The organism is Acinetobacter sp. YH12201, from assembly GCF_013418145.1.
Classification (GTDB): domain Bacteria; phylum Pseudomonadota; class Gammaproteobacteria; order Pseudomonadales; family Moraxellaceae; genus Acinetobacter.
Genome location: NZ_VPCP01000022.1, coordinates 1 through 19,602, shown reverse-complemented (window position 1 = coordinate 19,602; position 19,602 = coordinate 1). Strand labels below are relative to the sequence as shown.

Genomic DNA, 19,602 nt, shown 5'->3' with positions numbered 1-19,602 from the left:
GCTTCCTAATCCTGTAAGGTGACGATGCATCACTTAAAAATTTTGTTGTATGGTCATCACTTGATCACCACGCTTTATTTCTATTTTGACCTGACCTTCACGTCGAGCCTGTTCCAGCAGCTGGGCATCACTTTGCCCCTGCCCCACAGCCTGTCCATTTAAAGACATGATCCGGTCACCTGGTTGCAGTCCCAGCTTACTGCGCAATGCCGCTGGCGTTCTTGCCGTAACTTCATAGCCTCCACTCGCTGCATTGACCCCCATATCTTTTAAATACTGATCACGGTCTTCCTGTATCTTCTGCACCGCCTGCCCTAAAGCATTTTGTTCCTGACTGGGCATAGGCGGTGTGGTCTGATTATTCATCGGTAAGCTGTTTGTTGCTACAGGCGGAATAATGCTCTGATCCAGACCATTTTCCATACCTTTGAATTGTAGTTCTCGCGTAGTCCCATTACTTTGACGCAACACTACCCGATCCCAGTACACTTCAGCCAACTGATAAGAGGTCGGGGCAATATTTTCACCCACCTGATAGCGATCGGCCTGATCATTGACTTTAATGACTGCGGAGGAAAACTGATTGGGGTGACCGACCACCACACCTTGCAAAATCAAATTGGCCGTGTCTTCTGCCACAGCTGTTCTACCTGCTTCCTGAAACAGGGCAAATGAAGAAATATTGGGTACCTGTGGCTGCTGTGAACCCAGCTCAACACGGTCCAGCTGCATGACCTGAGGCGGCGCCACCAGCAGCCAAAAAATGTTTGCCAACTTCCAGCATAAATATAAAATCAGCAGGACCAAAAATAAGGGAGCAATCCGGTCTGTCTGCTTCCAGTTGAGTTGTTGAATTTTTTCTAGCCACTGATTCATTAGAGGCCACCTTTAAACAAAGGTTGGCGCGAACTTACCACATAGGTATCCAAACCAGCTTTACCATTATAGGAAGAGATATTCAGCAGCAGACGTTGAGTCAACCGCAGATCGAGCATCACGTTTTGATCCAGTTCCAATGCCATTAGCTTTTGATCACGCTGATCCCGGATATCAAAAAACAGCTTATTATTTTCATCCGACAATTTTCCTTTCAAGGAAGGAATATTCATTTGATCCTGACGCTGGGCATAATTATAAACCAGCTCGCCACCCGCCCATTGCAACTGACCTTCAGCCCCGGCAAAACCCTGTTCTTTTTTAAAATTAAAATTGATATCCTGCAATTGAATGGCATTGACCGGCCACTGCCATTCCACCAAATGTTTCAGCGTTTCCTGCGCAACCTGGCCATTCAAGTCATGGACCATTATTTTTTTGCCAAAACCATAGCCAACAACGGCATCGAGCTGGGTATTCCCACTATGTAACTCTATGTTTGCCCCCAAACGCAGCAAAAAAATATCCAGAGGACGTGTTTTCCAACTCAACGACCCGGTTAAATTGCCCTTCTGCCAATCTGCTTGCCCCTGCCAAATATTACCGCTGACATTTTGTAAAATCTGGTTGTTTTTATAAAATTTTGAAATCAGCCAAGCCGCTGGAATTTGGAGTAATATGAACATTAAAAAGACACTGACGGAGAAAATCCACCAAGTGATATATTTGGGTTTTTTAATCATCCCACCACGACCCACATGTCAATTATTCTTCCCTTAACACGAATATTATATTTCTACCCCATTATGCACACTTTTTTCTCAACGCCAATTCCAAGTGATAAAAAATAGATATAAAAAAACCACGCTTAAAAGCCTGGTTTTTTTAATTTAATTCGATTAGATGACTATCTGATGAATATTTCCATCAAATGAGAAAATCTTCTAATTTTGCACCACTTTCAAGTTCTGCAACCAACCAGCGCGGTTGTTTACCACGACCAGTCCAAGTATCTGCTGAATTCTTTTTGCTGCGATAACGTGGTTCTACAGATTTGCGTGTACTTTTCTTACGCTTGGTTGCACCAAACTCTAAAATTTGTTCAATGCTTAAACCAACGTTATCAGCAATGTCCAAAATTTGCTGATAGGCATCTTCAACTGCCTGATCATTTTTAGAAGCAATTAATGCTTCAGCTTCAACTTGTAAACGCTTTAACTCTTCAACAGACAAATTACTAATGTCAGGCATCATATTAACTCCAAAAAAGGCTTTATATTTTTTTAATTAAAACTAGCTCATAATATTTTTATTATTTACAACATTCAATAGAATTTTTTAAATAAATAAAAATTAGCTAAACAGATTTTACGGCCCACTATATTGGAAAAACCTTAATTTAAAATTAAATGTTTTACGCTTAACTCAATTTCTGTAATTTTATGGCGAATAATTTCCGGTATTTCCGTTTTAAGCATGTTGTGCTTATTTACACAGACAATCACTGCTTCTGCCACGGCAACAGTTTTTTGTTGCGACTCGCTCCATAATAAATAGCTCATACGAAAGGCACTATTACGAATTTCTTCAACACGCACACCAATTTTAAGCTGGTCTGGATAAAATAGAGGACTAATATATTTGCATTGGTTAGAAGCAACCACTGTATAAACATCCTGTGCAAAAATATTCAAGACATTCATATAAAAAATGCGGGCACTTTCGATATAACGATAATACATCACGTTATTTACATGCCCAAAAGCATCCATATCGCCCCAAGCAACAGACTGATCATAAATCACCGGATAATCGGACAGAGTGAGCATATTCCTTGCCTTTATATTTTTATTTCAACAAAATTTGCATTATTTTCAAAAATTAAATTTAACTGCTTAATCAAATCATCCTGACCTTTTAAAGTAGATTTAATTCTTAAATAATTCATCATCACATTATCTGGGTATAACTCTAGCAATTGGTCAGCTTCAGCCGCTCTTGCAGTAGCGGTATATACATGCCACTTCACAAAGGCAAATACAGGTAAAGAAGGATATTTACTTTCCCAATAGTCAATTCGTTGCTCAACCATTAAATAATCCGGACTTTGCTTTAATAATTGCTGCTGGAACCATAAATAAAAAACGTCTTGATTAAACTGTTGATCCAGTAAATGTAAGACCAAGGCTTCATGCTGCTGGCTCATTTCCGGCATACGTGATAACAGCTTTAACCATAACACTTTAATCTCATAATCACGGCTATAAATCTGGTCCTGCAAGTCTAAATAGCGCTGTTGCAAATTTTGCAAACTTTCGATATTGGCCTGATCAAAATTAACCAATAATTGCTGTAACCATTCCTGTTTTTTTTCTGTGCCCAGATGTCCATATTTAGTCGAGCGTAAATACATCCAGGGAAACTGAATGGCAAACTTTTCCCATAAACTGGTTAATCTTAAATCATATGCACTTTTTACATCTTTTAACCAGGGTGAAAGCTCATGTTGATTTAAGAATTCAAGATGGGTTAATGCTTGCTCGGCATCATTTTGCGACAGGTAAATTTCTATACGCTGTATTTCGGCCAATTCAAATGCCATGGCATTACTTTGGTTTAAGATGGCAAGTGCTTGGGGATATTGCTGCTGCATCCAATACAAACGTGAACCAATAATCCACTTTAATAAACCCGATTGAGAAAAGACGTTTTGAATAAATTGATGTTGATCTTGTGCCGCCTCTAATAACCAAATTACTGCCAACTGTTCATAAGGGTGCAAGTTTTTAAAATTAAAAACTGTTTCCAGCTTGCGTTTTTCCCGGGTTAAATAACGTTTAATGAGTAACCACAATAATTGGATCAACAGGCTTAAACTGGCCAGAATAATAAACATGATCCAGATATTGGTTTGAATTTGCCATTCACGCCAGTATAAATAAACATAACCTGCGCCATACCCATAACTTAAAACACTTAAACCTGCGATAATAATTAGGCTGATAAAAGCATAGGCCAGTAAAATCTGCTTCATGAATTTATCATCCCAATAATGCACGTGTATTTAAACTAGGCGTAGGCAAAACTGTAAATCCTTTGATCTTCTGGATATTCTGAATCAGCTGTCGCGACTTCTCATCGGGGATTTGATTTAATAATTGAATAATTTCAGTCAGGGATTTTTGATACTCTAAATATTGCCCCTGTTTTAAGGCTTGTTGCGCAATGAGCAGTCGGAGCTGCGCTTCTTTTAAAATTAACGGACGCTGCATAAGCGCCGTAGCAGGTTGTTTCGCAGGTTCAATCACTAGCCAACGTTGCCAGAAAGATTTACCCGATGCCTGACTCGCGTTTAATTGGGGTGCATGTAACTCTTGGGCCAGCGCAGCATCAAGTTGCTGAATAAGCGCATCCACTTTGATTTGCTGAGCTATCCGCTCACTGACAAAATGCTGAATAAGCTGATGGTCTTTGGCAATCACCTGATGCAAGCTTTGCTTCAATGGTGCCGCGAGGGCATATTGCTCAAGATTTTGATCCAAACGGGTTAATTTATCCAGAGCTGCAGTAAACTGTTGTTGTTGCAGCATAAATTCAATTAATTCTAGTTGCTGTTTAATCACCACAACAGGATCAATACTTGCCGCCTGAATGGTTTTTAAATTCTCTGCAGCCTGCGAACTTGCCGGTGCAGACTCTCCTGTCAGCATGACTTTGCGCTGTAAAGCGACAAATTGATCATTTAAGTTTGCATTATTCTGTTCAATTCGATGCAGACTGGTATTTAATTCTGTTTGTTGTGCAGTAAGATTGAATAAGTCATAACTTAATTTAGCAATCCACAGTAGACTTAAAATAAATAATAAAATGAGTATTTTCTTCATGTGTTCCCTTGCACAACAACAAGCTTCTGCAGAATTGAATCTGTTTTTAAATCAGGTAGTCGCGTGATATTAAAACATGTTGCATGATTTTTTTTATAATTCGAAACAACTTGATACAGGCGCTCCCCTAAAACCAAATAATGCCCTCTTGCAATAAGGTGCCTCTGATGTTGCATGAGCTGAATCCAGTTTAACCAACCCGCTTCGCTACTGACTACCATAGCATACTGTTTTTGTTTTTCTAATAAAGATAATACATTAGCTAAATCTTGCTGAGTAAATACAGGACAACGGCGCTCATATAAAACAAAATTTAGAATTCGCATGCCTTGCTGTTTTAACTGATCCATCATAAACATCCGCCCCCCTTCACCACGCCAAAAAGCCAGACACTGACCTGAATTGAGGGTTTGTAAAACAGGAAGCTGTAACATTCCTTCCGATGTTTCAACTTTGGGGACTTCGGCAGAAATACCATATTGTGCCAGAGCCTGAGCAGTGCGATCCCCGACCGCAATCCACTGAATATGTTTAAGCTGATCCAGCGTTATGCATGATTGTTTTAAATAATCCATGCCGATTTGCACGGCCGTGGGACTCACCACCACAATCACCTGAGCAGCAGGCAATTGCTGATAAAGTTCAGACAAGTCAGCTGACCAGGGTCGAGGCAGCAATTGCAATAAAGGTAAATCCAACACCTCAATTTGAGCCATACGTAAGGCATGACTCAAACTTTCTGCACGGTCCTGCGGACGTGTATTGATAAACAGCATATTAATATAGGGCTTTCAATAAATCGCCAGCGCCTTGTTCAACTAATTTTTGCGCTAGCATTTCACCCAGCTCTACAGCCTGTTCAGGTGTTCCGCTCAGTTTAGCTTTTAATAAAGTCGCACCATCTACACTACCAACACGACCTTCAATATGTAATTGACCTTCAATTAAAGTCGCATGCCCTGCAATCGGGACCTGACAGCCCCCTTCCAAATAGGCATTAAATGCGCGTTCTGCACGTACACACACATCAGTTTCGCGATGTAACAGTGGTAAAATAAGCTCCAGCACAGCCTGATCTGCCGCACGACATTCCAGACCAAGCGCCCCCTGTCCAACTGCCGGCAAGCTCACTTCCGCTGGCAGCGTATGACGAATACGTTCAGCCAGCCCCAAACGCTTTAAACCCGCACTTGCCAAGATAATAGCATCATAAAGACCTGCATCCAGTTTGGATAAACGCGTCCCCACGTTACCCCGTAAATCGATAATTTCCAAATCGGGACGGGCTTTTAAAATCTGGCTTTTACGACGCAGGCTCGATGTACCCACTTTGGCGCCTTGTGGCAAGTCATCAAAACTTGCATAAGTATTAGACACAAAGGCATCCAGCGGATCTTCACGCTCACAGATCACCGCAAGGCTCAGTCCTTCAGGCAAAGCCATCGGCACATCTTTCATTGAATGCACCGCCAAGTCTGCACGGCCATCCAGCAGGGCTGCTTCCAGCTCTTTAACAAAAAGTCCTTTTCCGCCAATCTTGGCTAAAGGCGTATCCAGAATTTTGTCACCTTGGGTGACGAAGGTCACTAACTCAACTTTAAGATCCGCATGTAATGCTTCCAAACGGGCACGAATATGTTCCGCCTGCCATAAAGCAAGCGGGCTTTGTCGAGTTGCAATCTTCAAAATCTTCATAAATCCAAGAAACAGTCAATAAGTGCGTTAGTGTAAACTTAACGTGCTGACTGGAAAATGCAAGTAAATTTGCATTCTCCTTGTCACCTAAATTTATGAAAACAGATTTAGATCTTTTGGATGCGTTCTCTTAAATTGGGCAGATGACGTCGGCTGACCGCCAGGCGTTCTTCCAGTTCACGGCAACGCACTTGATACTGTCCCGAACTGATCACTTCAAGACCATCCAGGAAATGTACTGAAACCAAAGCATTGCGATGAATTCGAATAAACTGGTCGCCAAATTCGTTTTCCAGATCTTTTAAGGTTTCATCGATCAGTACACTGCCATTTTTATGCCGTACCGTGACATATTTTTGATCTGCCAAAAAATAATAAATATTTTCTACAGGGATCAATTCCACACCACGATAGGTTTTCGCCACAATCTGATGGCGTTTTATATTGAGTTCGTCCATATCTTCTTTTTGTTTTAAGTTGCTCATTTGTGCTTGAGTCAGTTTTGTTAAATGATCTAATACCTGTTGCAATTCCTGCTGCATCACCGGTTTTAGCAAATAGCCTTCTGCATGCGACTTAAATGCCTCCAAAGCATGTTCATCATAAGCCGTACAAAAAACAATGGCGGGCATAGGATCAAGCTGGCGCAAATATTCAGCACAGCTCAAGCCGTCCATTTCAGGCATTTGAATATCTAACAGTACTACATCCGGCTCATAGAATTGAGTCATTTCAATTGCTTGCTGCCCATAACTTGCAGTGGCAACCACCTGATGTCCCAATTGCGTAACTAAACGTGACAAGCGCTCTACGGCGAGAGGTTCATCATCGCAAATCAGGATGTCCATTTCTCCTCCTTCACAGTCAACATCATTTTTTTTATAGGTTAACTATGATCTTTTATTTATATCGATATTGCACAACTGTGGTAAATATTCCCTTCCCCGCGTATGTCTGAAAAGTTGCAGAGTGCCCATAATAAGCTTCAAGCCGCTGCTTAACATTTTCAACTGCAATACCATGTCCCTGTCGTAAATTTATTTTATCCTGTGCATAAGGATTAGTAATGACTATATTGACTTGATTTTGCAATATTTCAATCAATATGCTTATCGTACTCTTTGTTAGAAATTTTTCAACTCCATGAAAAATACTATTTTCCACTAAAGGTTGTAAAGTTAATAAAGGAATTTGTATCTGAGAAAATAGAACTTCATCGTCATATTTCCACTCTACCTGTAAGCGATCCCCCAAGCGAATCTGTTCAATGGCCAGATAACGCTGGCACAGTTCAATTTCATCTTTTAAGCGCACCAGTTTAAGTTCTTTAAAACTGGCCCGAAATAACTGTGATAAATTCAGTAACATTTGTTCCGCTTTATCCGGATCAATGGTAATCAGACTGATCAACGTATTTAAGCTATTAAATAAAAAATGCGGATGGATCCGCGCCTGCATGGCCTGAATACGTGCGTTTAATTCACTGTTTTGCTGACGCGACCATTGCTCACGCATATAAAGATAGCGAAAACAAAAACTTCCAATCAGCACCCCATAACTGAGATGTAATCCAGCGCCATCGAATAAAACCTGTAACGTCAAATGCTGGAATTGAAAATTTTGTCCAAAGAAAATAACACCGTTCAACACCACCGTGGTCAATAACACAATAATCTGCAGTAAAACAAAGCCCGCAACCAGGGTCTGCCCAAAACTGAAGTGCTGAATTTTTCTCTGCAGGCGCTCAATCAAGGCAACAAAAGCCAGTAAAACCCAATCAATGAACAATATATATTGCAGCAGACGCCCCACACTTAAAGCCGTCCAGGATTGTGCTTCTGCCAGAGCCAAGATGACCGCCAAAATATTGCTGGCAATAAATAATTCAATTAGATGTTGCCAATGCCCTATTTTCGTAAAAAAATAGGCGTCATTGTTTTTCCGATCATCTGTATAGGTCGAAGCTGGATCGCTTTGTTTTTCGGCAAGTGATTCTGAATTTGCTATACTCTTGTTCAAATTACTGCTTTTTATTTTATTGAGCCGATATGACCACATCTTCTAATTCCTCAAATCCGTCACAAGCCCAAACTTCGGGTATGTGGGGCGGTCGTTTCTCTGAAGCTACTGACGCATTTGTTGCTGAATTTACAGCATCTGTTCAATTTGACCAACGCTTTTATAAACAAGATATTGCAGGTTCTATTGCGCATGCAACCATGCTTGCCAAAGTAGGCGTTTTAACAGAACAAGAACGCGATGACATCATTAACGGCCTAAACACCATTAAAGCTGAAATTGAAGCAGGTGAATTCGAATGGCGCATTGACCTAGAAGATGTGCACATGAATATCGAGTCGCGCTTGACCAGTCGTATTGGCATCACCGGTAAAAAACTGCATACCGGTCGTAGCCGTAACGACCAGGTGGCGACAGACATCCGTTTATATGTACGTGATGAAATTGATGCGATTTTAGAGTTATTGCAAAAATTACAAAAAGGCATTTTGGGTCTGGCGGCGAAAAATACCAATACCATTATGCCGGGCTTTACCCATCTGCAAACCGCTCAGCCTGTGACTTTTGGTCACCACTTGATGGCGTGGTTTGAAATGCTGGTACGTGACTCTGAACGTTTAATTGACTGCCGTAAGCGTGTGAATCGCTTGCCGCTTGGTTCTGCTGCACTTGCAGGTACCACTTATCCGATCGAGCGTGAATACACCGCACAGCTTTTAGGTTTTGAAGCCGTGTGTGAAAACTCGCTGGATGCCGTGTCTGACCGTGACTTCGGTATTGAATTCAATGCTGCTGCATCTTTAATTATGATGCACTTGTCACGTATGTCTGAAGAAATGATTCTGTGGACTTCTGCGCAATTCAAATTTGTCAACATTCCAGACCGTTTCTGTACCGGCTCTTCAATCATGCCGCAAAAGAAAAATCCGGATGTTCCAGAGTTGATTCGTGGTAAGACTGGCCGCGTATACGGCGACTTGATGAGTCTATTAACGCTGATGAAAGGTCAACCTTTGGCCTATAACAAAGATAACCAGGAAGATAAAGAACCATTATTTGACGCAATCGATACTGTTCGTGGTTCATTGATGGCTTTTGCCGACATGATTCCTGCACTGGTTCCAAATATCGAAATCATGCGTGAAGCAGCGCTTCGCGGTTTCTCGACTGCAACTGACCTTGCAGATTATCTGGTGAAAAATGGCGTGGCATTCCGTGATGCACATGAAATTGTCGGTAAAGCAGTTGCGCTAGGTGTGCAAGAAGGTAAAGACCTGTCTGAATTGACACTTGAACAGCTGCAACAGTTCTCTGGTCTGATTCAAGCTGATGTGTTTGAAAAAGCCTTGACGCTTGAAGCCTCTGTCAATGCACGTAACCACATTGGTGGTACGGCACCTGCACAGGTTGAAGCAGCGATTGCTCGTGCTTACGCTCGTTTAGAAAAACTCTACGCTTAAGGAAAACGGATATGTCTCGACAAGTTTTTTGCCGTAAGTATCAAACAGAAATGGAAGGTTTAGACTTTGCTCCCTTCCCGGGGGTAAAGGGTCAGGAACTGTTTGACACCGTGTCCAAACAAGCCTGGCAGGAATGGCTCAAGCATCAAACTACGCTCATCAATGAAAAACGCCTAAACGTGTTTGAACCGGATGCGAAAAAATTTCTTGAAGAACAGCGTGAGAAATTCTTTAACAATGATGAGTCACTGGAAAAAGCTGAGGGCCTAAAGCCTGAGGCGTGATTAAGCGGAGCACTGCTCCGCAAGGCAAGAGCTTTGCTCGCGCAGGCTTTAATCTAAAAAGAATCCCCAATAAAGGGGATTCTTTTTTAAGCTGATCTGAATTTTACGCAAGACAAGCGAAGCGCGTAGTTTTGATTGTCAAAAGGGAATCTCAAAAGATTCCCTTTTTAGCTGAGGAAGCTATTCACTTAAATCCATGCTAACAATATTCGTTTCCGGGTAATTTAATTGTCAAAAACATTTCTTATAAGGCTTTTTTATTTTTTCTGAAAATCCCAATTAGGCATTCATTTTCTATTTATTTGGTAATTTAAAAAATTCTACTTATTCCATAAACCTTTTAAATATTTAGAAATAACTGTAATTCAAAACTACATTTCTCAATAAAACGATACATTACAATACAATAACCTACATGATTTGGCAGTTGTCCTCCCCTATACTTGGTCTCAAGTAGATGGTTAAACATCTTATAACAACTATAAATATCCCCGATTTCAATCCTAGATTTCCCCCAAAATCTAGGATTTTTTTTATTTGCTATTTTTAATCCTTATCTTTGCCCGAAAGGCTTATAGAAATAAAAAAACGCCCCCTTTAGGACGTTTTTTATTTTTAAAGCTAAACTTAGGGCTGTTTTAAATAGGGCCATGCAGCCTTTAAATAAATAAACATCGACCATAACGTCAGCACTACAGCAGTGTAAAGCAATGCATAAGCCAGCATTTCAAATGGTTGCCAATTCAGTAAAAATACTGAAATCGCAATCATCTGGAAAGCGGTTTTATATTTACCTACAGTCGAGACAGCCACGCTGGTACGTGCCCCAAGCTCTGCCATCCACTCGCGTAAGGCAGAAACCGTAATTTCACGTGAAATAATGACAATGGCAGCAAAAGCCATAGAAATGGTGGGTTGCCATTGCACCAGAACAATCAATGCAGCCGCAACCATCAGCTTATCCGCTACAGGGTCCAAAAAACGGCCGAATGCAGAAGTTTGATTGAGTGAGCGGGCCAAATAGCCATCGAACCAGTCCGTGACAGCAGCAATGACAAAAATGGCTGTTAAAATAACGTGACGAGTCATATTTGTATCATGACCAGAAACACCCACTGCAGGGGGCCAATAAGCCACCAGCAAGAAAACAGGTATTAAAGCAATACGCGCCAAAGTCAAGATATTTGGAATATTCAGGATGCGACCTGTAGTCATAGACACCGCCAATTTTTCCCCTTTATGTACAATGAAAAACCACACATATTTTGAGGATTGATTCATCGTTAGTGAGAGTCACTTTATACGAATTGCTATAAAGTGTCACTAGGCAAACACGGTAACTGTCTGTCTGGAAATCGCAATCAATCTGTTTGCTGCATCCCAAAGATGCGCATACTCGGTCGAATAACCTTCAGCAGCATAATCGGTAAATACTTTATATTTAAACCAATCATGCAGATGACTGTTTAAAGGGTGCACATAGGTCACATGCCAGGTCAGCGAACTGGCCGGTGCAAATGTGTTAAACATCGGCAAGACACCAGGTGGCCACATATCGAAAGCCACCATCAAGTCGGCGATGCTCATTTCCCGATTGTCATGCCGATCCGGATTAAAACGCATCCAGCCACTAAAATCAGGTTTCACACTGCCAGTGCATGGATACTGTCCATCTACCCAGACCAGATCCATCTGTCCAAAACATTCCGGCGCTAAAGGATGATGCTCCGCAATGTTTAATTGCTCAGGCATAAGAAATTCAGGTGCAAGTCGTTCCTGTTGCACGGAAATAGTCGACTGGCGATGCGTGCCAAAACTGGCAATCAAAATACTTTGCACAGCATCGTCCTGCCAGAGCCGCACTTCAACCGTGGTCACGGACTTGCCTTGACGTAAAATTTCAGCACTCAATCGAACTGGTGCCAGCTGGACTGGACCAACAAAGGTCACACTGGTACTTAACAGCTGTTTTTCTGCATCTGCAACCGCGAGTAAGGCTTTGTGCATCATCATCCCGGCCACCAGTCCACCATAAATGGTGCGCCCCTGTAACCAGCCTTGCGGAATATCGACCCATTCGTCCTGTCCGATCGCAGTGAATAATTGGCGCAGTGACATCCTTCGTCCTTTGGATTTTTTAATTGGCTCTATCTTTCACTTATTTTGGACTGTTGTGAATGATCAATGACTGCTGCGTCAGTGAGCATTTTGGCCAATCTGCCTGAATTTATTCATGTAACACCTTATAGATGGTTCTGGCCATGACATCACCCAGCCCGGGCACCAGCTTCAAGTCATTTTCCGATGCTTTCAGTACCCCCTGTATACCGCCAAAATGGGTGAGCAAGTCACGGCGGCGTTTCGGCCCCAGTCCGGGAATCACTTCCAGTACCGATGAGCCACGTTTCTTGTCGCGTTTGGCCCGATGTTTGGTAATGGCAAAACGGTGTGCTTCATCGCGTACCTGTTGAATCAGATGCAGTGCTTTATGGTCTTCTGGCAACTGGATTTTTGTACCATCAGTGAAATGCAAGGTTTCCAGACCGGGTTTACGCCCTTCTCCTTTGGATACCCCGACCATAAAAGCATCCAGTCCCAACTCCTGCATCACTTCCATCGCCATATGCAACTGACCTTTACCGCCGTCAATCAGCAGTAAATCCGGCAACATGGCTTTTTTATAACGGCGGGTCAGTGCCTGACGCATGGCCGCATAGTCATCACCGCCGGTAATATCATCAATGGCAAATTGACGATAATCGCGTTTACGCGCACCGCCCGAATCAAACACCACACAGGAAGCAATGGTGGCTTCGCCCATGGTATGTGAGATATCAAAACATTCAATCCGGTCAATCGGACGTCCCACCACCTGTTCCAGCTGATGGAAACGTTCATTCAGTTCAAAATGATTGGCCAGCTGGCCTTTAATGGCGTGCTGCACATTCATATTGGCCAGTTCCAGCCATTCGGCCCGGGTTTCCCGAACATTGTGCTTGATCTGTATTTTCTTGCCGAATTCCTGTTGCAGTGCCTGTTCCAACTCTTTGCGGTCCGGAAGCTCGACATTAACAATCAGCTCGGCAGGAACTTCATCGGCCACCTGAAAATAGAAGTTCGCCATGAAGTCCGACAACATTTGCCCCAGATCATCACCCAGCATATCCGGGAAATAGCTTTTACCCCCCAGCATTTTACCATTGCGCACATGCATGATCTGCACACAGGTCACTCCGGCATGATAGGCAATCGCCAGAATATCGGCTTCACCTTTGAGTTTATAAATCGCCTGTTGCGATTGCACATCACGCAGCAAGGCCATGCGATCACGATAAAATACAGCTTTTTCAAATTCGAGCTTTTCAGCGGCTTCTTCCATTTTCTGAATCAGCTCCTGATTCAATTCTTTGGTATCACCCTGTAAAAAGCGCATCGAGTTGTCTACATCATTTTTATATTCTTCAGGGCTAATTAAACCGACACAGGGCGCGCTACAGCGTTTAATCTGATACTGCAAACACGGACGTTTACGCTGGGAAAAATAGCTGTTTTCACACTGCCGTACATTAAACAGTTTTTGCAGCACCACCAAGGTATCCCGGGCATTATAGGCACTCGGATACGGTCCAAAAAACTTGCCGAGCTGATGTTTGCCCTTGCCGCGACCGGCCGCAATACGTGGATAAGGCTTGTCACTGGAAACAAAAATATAGACATAGGATTTGTCATCGCGCAGCATGATGTTATACGGCGGACGATGCAACTTGATCAGGTTCTGTTCCAGCAATAAAGCTTCGGTTTCCGAGCGAACTACCAGCGTTTCAATATCATAAATACGCGCCACCAAAGCCTGTGTTTTCGGATGCTCGATGGTTTTAACGAAATAACTCGACACACGGTTTTTCAGATTTTTGGCCTTGCCGACATACAGCAGTTCGCCATCCTGACCCAACATACGGTACACGCCCGGTAAAGTGGTCATATGGGCCAGAATCTTTTCAATATGTTCTCGTGCGCTTTCGTTCACATTCAGCCTGATTTAAATTGCATAAACTTTGCTACATGATGTGATGGTTTTCATGCCATTTTCAAGCGAATCGCCTGTTTTTATCATGATCATACAAAGTTCCAGCAATCACCTGATTGCTAAAAGCTATAAGTAAATTGCGCTTATTTTGCTATGCTCAGGCCATCTGAACAATTTGGATCAAACTGAATGACGACTCCCAATCACGCCATGCATATCGTCAAACCCGACACTGCAACGCATAGCACATCTGAAAAAGATAAACTGATTGGCAAGCCACGTTTTCATTTTGAACCGCTTGAAGTCATGCAGCTGTTGCAGCAGCGCATTATTGGTCAGGATGCCGCCCTGAATGAAATTGAAAAAATGCTGCATGTGGTCAAAGCCGATTTTTCCAGTCCCGAGCGTCCCTTGTCCGTGACCTTGATGCTCGGCCCGACCGGTGTCGGTAAAACTGAAACGGTACGCCTGATTGCCGAAGCGATTTACGGCCGTCCTGATGCTTTTTGCCGCATCGATATGAACACTCTGGCACAGGAACATTATGCCGCAGCCATTACTGGTGCACCTCCGGGATATGTCGGCTCCAAAGAAGGTCATAGCCTGTTTGATGAAACCGCCATTGCAGGCAGTCATACCCGCCCGGGGATTGTGCTATTTGATGAGCTGGAGAAAGCCTCCACAGAAGTCATTCGCGGTTTAATGAATGTGCTGGATACTGGCAAGCTGAACCTCACTTCCGGTACCAAAACCATCGACTTTCGTAATTGCATGATCTTTATGACCAGTAATGTCGGGGCACAGGCAGCACAGCAATATCTGGATAAACTGAATTTCTTACCGAAAAAAATGCAGAATCTATGTCTGAAAAAAATACCGACCCAAACCATTATTGAAAAAGTGATGTTTAAGAAATTCGATCCAGAATTTCTCAACCGCATTGATCGCACTTTACATTACCAAGCGGTACAGGATGATGCCCTACCGAAACTGGTGGACATTGAACTGCAAAAACTGAATCAGCGCCTGCAGCATCAAAAACGTCAGGTGGTTTTGACCGAAGCCGCCAAAGCACACTTTTATAAAGATCATGATATCCGTTTTGGTGCACGCCATTTGGCCCGCAAAATGCGCACTGAACTGGAACCGATTCTGGCGGTGTATTTTTTAAATTATCCGGAAAAAACACAGCTCACTTTAAGCTATGCAGATGGGCAATTGATCATTCAGCCCGAATAATCCTTGTTATCCTCATGCTTGTAGTCAAATACTCAAACAGGTATTTGACTACAAATATGTCACTTTTACTTCAGTTTCAAGCTCCCTCCGCTGCACTGAAAATTGGGATCGATTGACTATTTTGACCAAAACAAGGCCATAAAAAACTTGAAATAGCACACTTGTACCCGCTATAAATAAGCACGACATTATTAGAAAACCTTAATCTAAACAAAAAGTTCATTACATTTTTAATAGCTACAGTAAAAATAGGGTTGCCAAGCCTCAGGATTTGTTGAAAAAAATTGATGACCCTAGCGTCACGGCTTGATACAACTTGTTATGTTCTTTTTGGATATAGTTATCGTAAGATTGGCGAAGCATAAATGTACGCAGGAAAAAAGGCGTACATGCTTCACAACATCAACTTAGAAGTCCTCCAAAATAAAGGAGATCAGGCATGATCCACGCTGGCAATGCCATTACCGTCCAAATGCTTTCGGACGGAATTGCAGAATTCCGCTTTGACTTACAAGGTGAGTCGGTCAACAAATTTAACCGTGCAACAATTGAAGATTTTAAAGCTGCCATTGAAGCTGTAAAAGCAGATAGCACGATTAAAGGTTTAGTTGTTACTTCGGGTAAATCTACATTTATCGTTGGCGCAGACATCACTGAATTTGGTGAAAACTTCGCTCAAGGCGAACAAGCGATTGTGGATTGGGCTTTGCCTGTTCACGACATCTTCAATGCATTTGAAGATCTAGAGATTCCTAAAGTTGCTGCAATCAATGGTATGGCATTGGGTGGCGGCTTTGAAATGTGCCTGGTATGTGACTACCGTGTCATGTCAGAAGCAGCGCAAGTCGGCCTTCCAGAAATCAAACTGGGCATCTACCCTGGTTTCGGTGGTACTGTTCGTTTAAGCCGTGTTATTGGTATCGACAATGCGGTTGAATGGATGGCAATGGCTGCGCCTAAAAAACCTGCTGCTGCACTTAAAGACGGTGCTGTAGATGCGGTTGTGGCTGCGGACAAACTTACTGACGCTGCGATTGACTTGGTTAAACAAGCACTTGCTGGCCGTGTAGACTGGAAAGCAAAACGCCAAGAAAAATTAGACCCTATTAAATTAAACCCGCTTGAACAAATGATGGCGTTCAATACGGCGAAAGGTGCGGTACTTGCGAAAGCAAACCCTGCGCAATACCCTGCGCCTAAACTTCTTCTTGATTCTTTACAGGCAGGTGCAAGCCTTCCACGTAACGAAGCATTAAAAGTAGAAGCTGAAGGTTTTGCTAAAGCTGCGGTAACTCCACAAGCTGGCGCGTTGATCGGTCTATTCATCAACGACCAAGTGGTGAAGAAAACTTCTAAGAAATATGAAAAAGGTGCTCATCCTGTAAACCAGGCCGCTGTACTTGGCGCGGGTATCATGGGTGGTGGTATTGCTTACCAAGCGGCAAGCAAAGGCACACCAATCATCATGAAAGACATTGGTAACCCGCAACTTGCACTGGGTATGAAAGAAGCGAATGGCTTGTTAACAAAACAAGTTGAACGCAAGAAAATGAAACCTGCGCAAATGGGTGAAACCCTTGCTCGCATCCGCCCGACTTTAAGCTACGAAGAGTTTAAAGAAGTGGATATCGTGATTGAAGCGGTAACTGAAAACCCTAAAGTGAAAGGCATTGTATTGGCTGAAACTGAGAAAAATGTTCGTGAAAACACGATCATTGCATCAAATACCTCTACGATTTCAATCACCCGTCTGGCTGAAAACCTGCAACGTCCTGAAAACTTCGTCGGTATGCACTTCTTTAACCCGGTACACATGATGCCACTGGTTGAAGTCATTCGTGGTGAAAAAACTTCTGCTGAAGCGATTGCAACCACTGTGGTTCTTGCTCAGAAAATGGGTAAAACCCCAATCGTGGTGAATGACTGCCCGGGCTTCCTGGTGAACCGTGTATTGTTCCCTTACTTCGGTGCGTTCGACCTTCTTCTTAAAGATGGTGCTGACTTCCAGCAAATCGATAAAGTAATGGAAAAATTCGGCTGGCCAATGGGCCCTGCTTACCTGATGGACGTTGTGGGTATCGACACAGGCGTTCACGGTGCAGAAGTGATGGCCGAAGGCTTCCCTGACCGCATGAAACCGGACTTCAAAGGTTCGATTCAAACCATGTACGAAGCAAAACGTTTGGGTCAAAAGAACGACGTTGGTTTCTACAAATATGAATTAGACCGTAAAGGCAAAAAAGCCAAAGTGGTTGATCCAACTGCTTATGAGCTGGTTGCTTCTGTGGCAACTGCGGAAAAACGCGAATTCGATGCTCAGGAAATCATTGACCGCATGATGCTGACTTTCTGTAACGAAACGGTTCGTTGCCTGGAAGACAACATTGTAGCAACTGCTTCTGAAGCAGATATGGCGATGATCATGGGTGTCGGTTTCCCACCATTCCGCGGTGGTCCATGCCGTTACATCGACCAAACAGGTGTTGCTGAATACGTTGCACTTTGCGACAAATACGCTCACTTAGGTAAGGCTTATGAAGCGCCACAAATGTTGCGTGACATGGCTGCTAACAACAAAAAATTCTACGGTTAAGGAGCAACGTGAATGGCTACTTTAAATCCGCGTGACGTTGTCATCGTTGATGGTGTACGTTCAGCAATGGGTAAATCCAAAAACGGTATGTTCCGCAATGTCCGTGCTGACAGCTTGTCTGCTGAATTGGTTCGTGCTTTGGTTGCCCGTAACCAGTTTGATGTCAACGAAGTTGAAGACCTGATTTGGGGCTGTGTCAACCAGACACTTGAACAAGGCATGAACATTGCCCGTAACATTGGTTTATTGGCTGACTTGCCTAAAACTGTTGCAGGTCAAACGATTAACCGTCTTTGTGGTTCTTCAATGCAGGCAATCCATGCTGCGGCGGCACAAATTGCAACCAACCAGGGTGATATCTTCATCATCGGTGGTGTTGAGCACATGGGCCACGTTGGCATGATGCACGGCATCGACATCAACCCAGAAGCATCTAAACATTATGCAAAAGCGTCTAACATGATGGGCTTAACCGCTGAAATGTTAGGTCGCATGAACGGCATTACTCGTGAAGAACAAGATGCGTTTGGTGTTGAATCTCACCGCCGCGCTTGGGCTGCAACGCAAGAAGGTCGTTTCAAAAACGAAATTATTGGTGTTGAAGGTCACGACCAGAACGGTTTCAAAATCCTGTGCGACATCGACGAAGTGATTCGTCCAGATGCCAACCTTGAAGCATTCCAGGCTTTACGTCCAGCATTTGACCCGAAAGGCGGTACAGTGACTGCTGCAACATCTTCAGCATTGTCTGACGGTGCATCTGCAATGTTGTTGATGTCTGCTGAACGTGCGCAAGCGCTTGGTCTTAAGCCACGTGCTGTGATTCGCTCTATGGCGGTTGCAGGTTGTGACGCTGCGATCATGGGTTATGGTCCAGTTCCAGCAACTCAGAAAGCGCTAAAACGTGCGGGCTTGTCGATTGCTGACATTCAAACTATTGAATTAAACGAAGCGTTTGCTGCTCAAGGTTTGTCAGTTCTTAAAGGCTTAGGCATTTATGACCAGCAAGACCGTGTGAACTTGAACGGTGGTGCGATTGCACTGGGTCACCCATTGGGTTGTTCTGGTGCGCGTATCACAACCACGTTGCTGAACGTGATGGAACAGCAAGATACACAAATCGGTCTTGCGACCATGTGTATTGGCCTTGGTCAAGGTATCGCGACTATTATCGAACGTGTTTAATGCTTAATTAAATACTGAGATATAAAAAACCCCGCTTATTGCGGGGTTTTTTTTTGAATATTTAAATATAATTCAATCACTTGAAATTAATAAATAACAGTAATAACTGATTAACAGGGTAATAAAGTGCATATTGTGTTGAAAGGAATAGTTGAAGACTATGCAAAAAGCTTCGATTTGGATTCAAGTGATATTAGTAAGAATTTTGAATATTAGACCTCTTGCGAAAGTCAAAACCACCTCAATCTAAGTTTCATGAGATATCAGAACTTAAACCGTTTTTCAGATTCTGAATTTAAACGCTTGGTTGGCGTACCTCGACCAGTTTTTACCGAAATGG

The 19,602-nt window shown here is 43.0% G+C and carries 18 protein-coding genes and 1 pseudogene; 6 read left to right on the top strand and 13 right to left on the bottom strand.

Annotation, left to right across the window (positions count from 1 at the left end):
* Nucleotides 1–33: 33 nt before the first annotated feature.
* From FTU91_RS06445 to FTU91_RS06400, 10 genes are all read right to left on the bottom strand, one after another.
* The gene (locus FTU91_RS06445; RefSeq protein WP_180081469.1) at nucleotides 34–876 is read right to left on the bottom strand and encodes a type II secretion system protein N; all 843 of its coding nucleotides are present in this window, start codon (nucleotides 874–876) and stop codon (nucleotides 34–36) included.
* Nucleotides 876–1,619 (bottom strand): type II secretion system protein N, encoded by a 744-nt coding sequence (gene gspN / locus FTU91_RS06440; RefSeq protein WP_180081467.1) that lies wholly within the window; start codon nucleotides 1,617–1,619, stop codon nucleotides 876–878. The genes FTU91_RS06445 and gspN overlap by 1 nt, the downstream gene beginning before the upstream one ends.
* Nucleotides 1,620–1,803: 184 nt before the next feature.
* The gene (locus tag FTU91_RS06435) at nucleotides 1,804–2,130 is read right to left on the bottom strand and encodes an H-NS family nucleoid-associated regulatory protein (protein ID WP_086196446.1); all 327 of its coding nucleotides are present in this window, start codon (nucleotides 2,128–2,130) and stop codon (nucleotides 1,804–1,806) included.
* A gap of 140 nt (nucleotides 2,131–2,270) precedes the next feature.
* Nucleotides 2,271–2,705 carry a thioesterase family protein gene (locus tag FTU91_RS06430; RefSeq protein WP_180081458.1) on the bottom strand — a complete coding sequence of 145 codons (435 nt, stop codon included), beginning with the start codon at nucleotides 2,703–2,705 and terminating at the stop codon, nucleotides 2,271–2,273.
* Nucleotides 2,706–2,716: 11 nt separating this feature from the next.
* Complete coding sequence (locus FTU91_RS06425) at nucleotides 2,717–3,910, bottom strand: heme biosynthesis protein HemY (RefSeq protein ID WP_180081457.1); 1,194 nt, start codon at nucleotides 3,908–3,910, stop codon at nucleotides 2,717–2,719.
* 7 nt (nucleotides 3,911–3,917) lie between these two features.
* Nucleotides 3,918–4,760 carry a hypothetical protein gene (locus FTU91_RS06420; RefSeq protein WP_180042012.1) on the bottom strand — a complete coding sequence of 281 codons (843 nt, stop codon included), beginning with the start codon at nucleotides 4,758–4,760 and terminating at the stop codon, nucleotides 3,918–3,920.
* Nucleotides 4,757–5,536, bottom strand: coding sequence for a uroporphyrinogen-III synthase (locus FTU91_RS06415; protein WP_180042010.1), 780 nt, complete (start codon nucleotides 5,534–5,536; stop codon nucleotides 4,757–4,759). Before FTU91_RS06415 ends, FTU91_RS06420 begins: the two co-directional genes overlap by 4 nt.
* Before the next feature lies 1 nt (nucleotide 5,537).
* A complete protein-coding gene (gene hemC / locus FTU91_RS06410) occupies nucleotides 5,538–6,455 on the bottom strand; it encodes a hydroxymethylbilane synthase (RefSeq protein ID WP_086196451.1) in 918 nt (305 codons plus the stop codon).
* Between the two features lie 107 nt (nucleotides 6,456–6,562).
* A complete protein-coding gene (locus FTU91_RS06405) occupies nucleotides 6,563–7,303 on the bottom strand; it encodes a LytTR family DNA-binding domain-containing protein (RefSeq protein WP_166170677.1) in 741 nt (246 codons plus the stop codon).
* 52 nt (nucleotides 7,304–7,355) lie between these two features.
* Nucleotides 7,356–8,513: a sensor histidine kinase gene (locus FTU91_RS06400; protein WP_180081455.1), complete on the bottom strand. Its 1,158-nt coding sequence runs from the start codon at nucleotides 8,511–8,513 to the stop codon at nucleotides 7,356–7,358.
* On the opposite strand from FTU91_RS06400, the gene argH reads away from it, so the two are divergent.
* Together argH and FTU91_RS06390 are read left to right on the top strand one after the other, a co-directional pair.
* Nucleotides 8,504–9,934, top strand: coding sequence for an argininosuccinate lyase (gene argH / locus FTU91_RS06395; RefSeq protein ID WP_180042006.1), 1,431 nt, complete (start codon nucleotides 8,504–8,506; stop codon nucleotides 9,932–9,934). The genes FTU91_RS06400 and argH overlap by 10 nt on opposite strands.
* Nucleotides 9,935–9,945: 11 nt before the next feature.
* The gene (locus tag FTU91_RS06390) at nucleotides 9,946–10,218 is read left to right on the top strand and encodes an oxidative damage protection protein (protein ID WP_180042004.1); all 273 of its coding nucleotides are present in this window, start codon (nucleotides 9,946–9,948) and stop codon (nucleotides 10,216–10,218) included.
* A gap of 627 nt (nucleotides 10,219–10,845) precedes the next feature.
* Here FTU91_RS06390 and pgsA read toward each other — a convergent pair.
* The 3 genes from pgsA to uvrC form a co-directional block, all read right to left on the bottom strand.
* Nucleotides 10,846–11,433 carry a CDP-diacylglycerol--glycerol-3-phosphate 3-phosphatidyltransferase gene (pgsA, locus tag FTU91_RS06385; RefSeq protein ID WP_086196466.1) on the bottom strand — a complete coding sequence of 196 codons (588 nt, stop codon included), beginning with the start codon at nucleotides 11,431–11,433 and terminating at the stop codon, nucleotides 10,846–10,848.
* Between the two features lie 108 nt (nucleotides 11,434–11,541).
* Complete coding sequence (locus tag FTU91_RS06380) at nucleotides 11,542–12,336, bottom strand: acyl-CoA thioesterase II (protein WP_180081453.1); 795 nt, start codon at nucleotides 12,334–12,336, stop codon at nucleotides 11,542–11,544.
* 109 nt (nucleotides 12,337–12,445) lie between these two features.
* On the bottom strand, nucleotides 12,446–14,245 hold the full coding sequence (gene uvrC, locus FTU91_RS06375) for an excinuclease ABC subunit UvrC (RefSeq protein WP_180081451.1): 1,800 nt from the start codon (nucleotides 14,243–14,245) through the stop codon (nucleotides 12,446–12,448).
* 189 nt (nucleotides 14,246–14,434) lie between these two features.
* Here uvrC and FTU91_RS06370 point away from each other — a divergent pair, with 189 nt between their 5' ends.
* From FTU91_RS06370 to FTU91_RS06355, 4 genes and pseudogenes are all read left to right on the top strand, one after another.
* Nucleotides 14,435–15,484, top strand: coding sequence for an AAA family ATPase (locus tag FTU91_RS06370; protein ID WP_180081449.1), 1,050 nt, complete (start codon nucleotides 14,435–14,437; stop codon nucleotides 15,482–15,484).
* A gap of 439 nt (nucleotides 15,485–15,923) precedes the next feature.
* Nucleotides 15,924–18,077, top strand: a complete 2,154-nt coding sequence (gene fadB / locus FTU91_RS06365) for a fatty acid oxidation complex subunit alpha FadB (RefSeq protein WP_180081447.1) — start codon at nucleotides 15,924–15,926, stop codon at nucleotides 18,075–18,077.
* A 12-nt stretch (nucleotides 18,078–18,089) separates the two neighbouring features.
* The gene (gene fadA / locus FTU91_RS06360; RefSeq protein ID WP_166170684.1) at nucleotides 18,090–19,262 is read left to right on the top strand and encodes an acetyl-CoA C-acyltransferase FadA; all 1,173 of its coding nucleotides are present in this window, start codon (nucleotides 18,090–18,092) and stop codon (nucleotides 19,260–19,262) included.
* A gap of 255 nt (nucleotides 19,263–19,517) precedes the next feature.
* Nucleotides 19,518–19,602: pseudogene (locus tag FTU91_RS06355) on the top strand (IS5/IS1182 family transposase); the annotation flags it as partial.